Origin of the sequence: Nostoc sp. CHAB 5715 (assembly GCF_020829685.1) — a bacterium.
Lineage (GTDB): Bacteria > Cyanobacteriota > Cyanobacteriia > Cyanobacteriales > Nostocaceae > Nostoc.
This window is the reverse complement of the sequence record NZ_JAIVFR010000777.1, coordinates 1-3,656: the sequence shown is the minus strand read 5'-3', so window position 1 is coordinate 3,656 and position 3,656 is coordinate 1. Positions and strand designations below refer to the sequence as shown.

Annotated in this window: 3 protein-coding genes and 2 pseudogenes; 2 read left to right on the top strand and 3 right to left on the bottom strand. The window is 40.6% G+C overall.

Annotated elements, in window-relative coordinates:
- Positions 1 to 533 (top strand): annotated as a pseudogene (locus LC574_RS31050) (hypothetical protein); the annotation flags it as partial.
- A 277-nt stretch (positions 534 to 810) separates the two neighbouring features.
- Here LC574_RS31050 and LC574_RS31045 read toward each other — a convergent pair.
- Complete coding sequence (locus LC574_RS31045) at positions 811 to 1,641, bottom strand: hypothetical protein (RefSeq protein ID WP_229457426.1); 831 nt, start codon at positions 1,639 to 1,641, stop codon at positions 811 to 813.
- 192 nt (positions 1,642 to 1,833) lie between these two features.
- Between LC574_RS31045 and LC574_RS31040 the strand changes: the two genes are divergently transcribed.
- Positions 1,834 to 2,268, top strand: a complete 435-nt coding sequence (locus LC574_RS31040; protein WP_306422181.1) for a DEAD/DEAH box helicase — start codon at positions 1,834 to 1,836, stop codon at positions 2,266 to 2,268.
- Here LC574_RS31040 and LC574_RS31035 read toward each other — a convergent pair.
- Both LC574_RS31035 and LC574_RS31030 read right to left on the bottom strand, forming a co-directional pair.
- Positions 2,213 to 2,968: pseudogene (locus tag LC574_RS31035) on the bottom strand (AIPR family protein); the annotation flags it as partial. The gene LC574_RS31040 and the pseudogene LC574_RS31035 sit on opposite strands and share 56 nt — an antisense overlap.
- A 169-nt stretch (positions 2,969 to 3,137) precedes the next feature.
- Positions 3,138 to 3,560 carry a hypothetical protein gene (locus LC574_RS31030; protein WP_229457424.1) on the bottom strand — a complete coding sequence of 141 codons (423 nt, stop codon included), beginning with the start codon at positions 3,558 to 3,560 and terminating at the stop codon, positions 3,138 to 3,140.
- Between the last annotated feature and the right edge of the window lie 96 nt (positions 3,561 to 3,656).

The window sequence follows — 3,656 nt, the reverse complement described above, 5'->3', positions numbered from 1 at the left end:
TGTCATTGTTGGAGGAGAGCGATCGCATCTGGGCGATTCAATATTTACTTTCTCGCTTCGCTAAGTCTGGTGGTACATTAATTATCGTGCTGCATGGCTCTAACCTGACAAGCGTAGTAGGTAAAGCTACGGCTGGGCTGGCAGACACCTTTAAGCAATCGGTTAACTTTATTGGTTGTGTAGCTCAAGCGGTTAGCGCTGGTGGTCTACGCAAAATGAATGTTGCTAGTGGAGAATATTTCAAAGCCAACCCTAATAACTTTGGAGAACCTGTTAGTGGTGGCAATCTAGGCATAATTCCCGAATGGCTAAAGACCCATTTGCACCCAGGCAATGGACAACCAGACCCAGCTAGAACATTACTTCAGTTCTTCCCAGAATTGATTCAAGAGCATGAAAGGGCAGTCATACCTAGAGGGGAGAAGATTGCCCCATCAGACGCAGTTAATCATCTGGAGTCCATTTTTTCAACGAACAGAATTCAGGAGTCAGGAGTCAGAATTCAGAATGAATTCTGTGCGACTGGCGGATGAATAATCGGGTTTAAAACCCCCACCAAATTTTCAATTTGGTGGTCTTCAATCAGTCGTGGGTCTGAATCCCCGACTGATTGATTCTGACTCCTGAATTCTGACTTCTGAATTCTTCTTCAATTTTCGGTATTTCCTTAACTTTCCTTGCGGTAGTGGATGTAGTAGAGTCAGTGGAAGTATTCTATAGTGGCGAGATTTTACCTGATTTCACACCAGCATCCAACAACTGTTGCGAGATAATAGGTTATGGCTCAAGACTTTTTAAGTAATCTTGAAACTAACATTTTCTAAATCGAAGAAAGCCGGAATTACATTTTTCTATTCTGTTACGTAAATTACGATTATCATCAGAAATTTTTGTAACTTCTTGCTTCAAATTATTATTTTCGGTCTTGATTATGTTATTATCTTTTTTTAAAACTTTAATCTTTTGATTTAAATTTTGTATTTTACTTTTCACATTCTTGTAGCTAGCTAATTCTTCATTTTCTGTTGCCAATATTCTATTTTGAGTGCGAATATTAGCCAGTTCTCCCTGAGCGCTTTTTTCATTTATCCAATACTGCGTACCAAGCCAACTAACATATCCAAGCCCACAAATTGCACCAATAGCTGCAAATGGTTTAGAAATTTTGCTAACAGTTATCCGTAATTCTCTTACTAATTCCGCCATTTTTCGGTCAACCTTTATTAAAAATTCTTCTAGTTGTTCTCGTTTTTCTTCTTCATAAATAGCTCTTTGCCTTGCTGATTTCTTTTTGGCTTCAAACTCTGTTAAATCTTTTTGATATTTTGCTTCCGCATCCTTTTTTACAATTTCAGCAATAGCGTAAGCATCGATATTTGTTTTTAGTGCTATTACTTGACAAGCTTTTCCAAAAAGCGATTTATAATTCGACGGAACATACCTCGTTGCTCCTTGATACATAGCTTGTGTTAACGTGTCTATATCTTTAATAATTTCAACAAAAGGAGTATGATTGTAAATTAATAATTGGTAATCATTGCGATAGGAAATATCAGCCCTCTCATGATATATTCCATAACGTTTTGCAAATGATATTAACGAAGCATTGAGGTAAGGTATTGGAATGCCGTCAAATTCCATAAGTGGTAGATAGAAAGTAATAAATTTAATATACCGTAATTACTTTAGGATAACATTTGCTGGCACGCTCAAATCAACCCAAAACATTTTTACTACTTTTAGAATTGGGATTATCGGTATCTTAACTTTAAGAGCTTGTGGCATAATGAGCAATATTCCCACGGGAGAAAAATTATTGTTGAGGTAGATTAAATGCCTGTTACCTACGAACTTAGAGATTATCAACATCAGTGGATAAAAGATATTTGGAATTCTTGGGAGAAAGGTAATAGGCGGGTACTTGGACAGCTGCCGACAGCCGCCGGGAAAACGGTGTGTTTTGCACATGTTTCCCATAAATTCTTTGACCAAGGGAAGCAAGTTTTAGTCATTGCCCATCGGATTGAGTTGATCTCTCAAGCTGCCGAAAAGCTAGAGCAAATTATCGGTGAACCAGTTGGGATTATCAAAGTAGGTGTTCTGGCTAATCCGGAACGGAGAATCCAAGTTGCTAGCGTTCAAACGTTGAGCAGACGAGAGGTATTAGAGTCGCCAATGAAGATTGGACTTTTGATATTAGATGAGGCGCATCAGCTTGAGAAAGCAGAGGCAAAAGTGCAGTTAATCTCTCCCTTTCCGTATCTGTGATGTTAGAGGGAATACTCATACCTGCTGGATGCTTGGCTCGTTTATTGCTGTCGGGATTGTATTTATTTCTGTCGAGGCAGTAAAGCAGCTTCAGCAAATGGGTGACATTACACTGGGCGTTTCTGGGAGCGCCGCTTTGATTCTGGTAATAGGCGATGCGGAATTTTCTCTCTTCTTTCTGTTCTAACTGGGCCAAATACTGCTTGAGAAATTTGTAGTCACCTCTGGCGTTGACTTTGGAGCGAGAATCAACTGGTGTTGTGGTGTTTGAGGCCAGGGCTATGTCTAGGGCTGATTCTTCAGTCAGTCCGATGTGAATCGTAACTTTTACCCTGGCTTGAGTGAGGTCGTATTTGTAGTTTTTCGCTTGTTCAAAAGCTAAAACCGTATGCCCTCCGTTGATAATGCCATCACTACCGCCCTCGCTAGCTTCTTTTACTTCTAGTTCGAGTGAGGTTTTGCTGGGCTTAACTTTATTGGCTGATAGAACGATTCCACTGTGACGCGAGAAGAATTTCTCGGGTTGAGTAGTCAGGGAGTCGAAGATTTGTCTGTAGGTGGCGCTTTTGCGGTTGGGTTCCCGGATGTTGGGTTCTAGGGGGAGGTCTGTGGGGAACGAGTCTACATGGGCTGTGGCGATAATGCAATTGGGGTTGGCTTGAAAATAGTTATCTATCTTAATGTTCCAAGTCTTGGGCATACTTTGTTTGCAAGGGAAGTGGAAATTCTATGTTAACCAAAACCCGTACTCTGATATCGGCTTTCTCGAAATGCTGTGTAGCGTTAGGTATTGAGCCATAATACATACAAGAGCATCTCAGTACTCAATACTCAGTATATAATAGATAGATATTAGCGGCTACTGCTCTCTAAACTTGGGCAACAGTAGAACTAGAAAAGCTACGTTTGAGCAGGAATACAGCTAAGACGATGCCCAAAATAGCCAATACTGTAGTCGGATAGAAGAAGACAGTGTAACTACCGAATATGTCTCTAATTCTTCCAGCCAGCAAAGTTCCACCTAAAGCACCAGCACCATAAGCAGTGAAGACAATGCCATAGTTTTTGGCGTAGTCTGCTGATGAAAATAGGATTAAGGTAGTGGTAGGCGCGATCGCTAGCCATCCCCCAAAGGAAAAGTAAAATAGGGAAAATGCAACTAAATAGGTAGCTACTGCACCTTGACCTGCTTTCAGCATCATTAGAGAAGCAATTAGTACCAATGTAAAAGACATAATTGCTCCCAACTTAGGACTAAAGCGGTCAGCCCCTTCGGGGAAGTCAAAAGTCAAAAGTCAAAAGTCAAAAGTAAGAACCCCATAAATAAATTTAGGGGCAAGAGTAAGGCGGACGCCGTATTTCTTGCGCGGTGCCACTCGTTATACATT

Bases quoted from the DNA above. Each gene is read 5' to 3' on its own strand.
- LC574_RS31045 (WP_229457426.1), bottom strand. From the start codon at position 1,641: ATGGAATTTGACGGCATTCCAATACCTTACCTCAATGCTTCGTTAATA.
- LC574_RS31040 (WP_306422181.1), top strand. From the start codon at position 1,834: ATGCCTGTTACCTACGAACTTAGAGATTATCAACATCAGTGGATAAAA.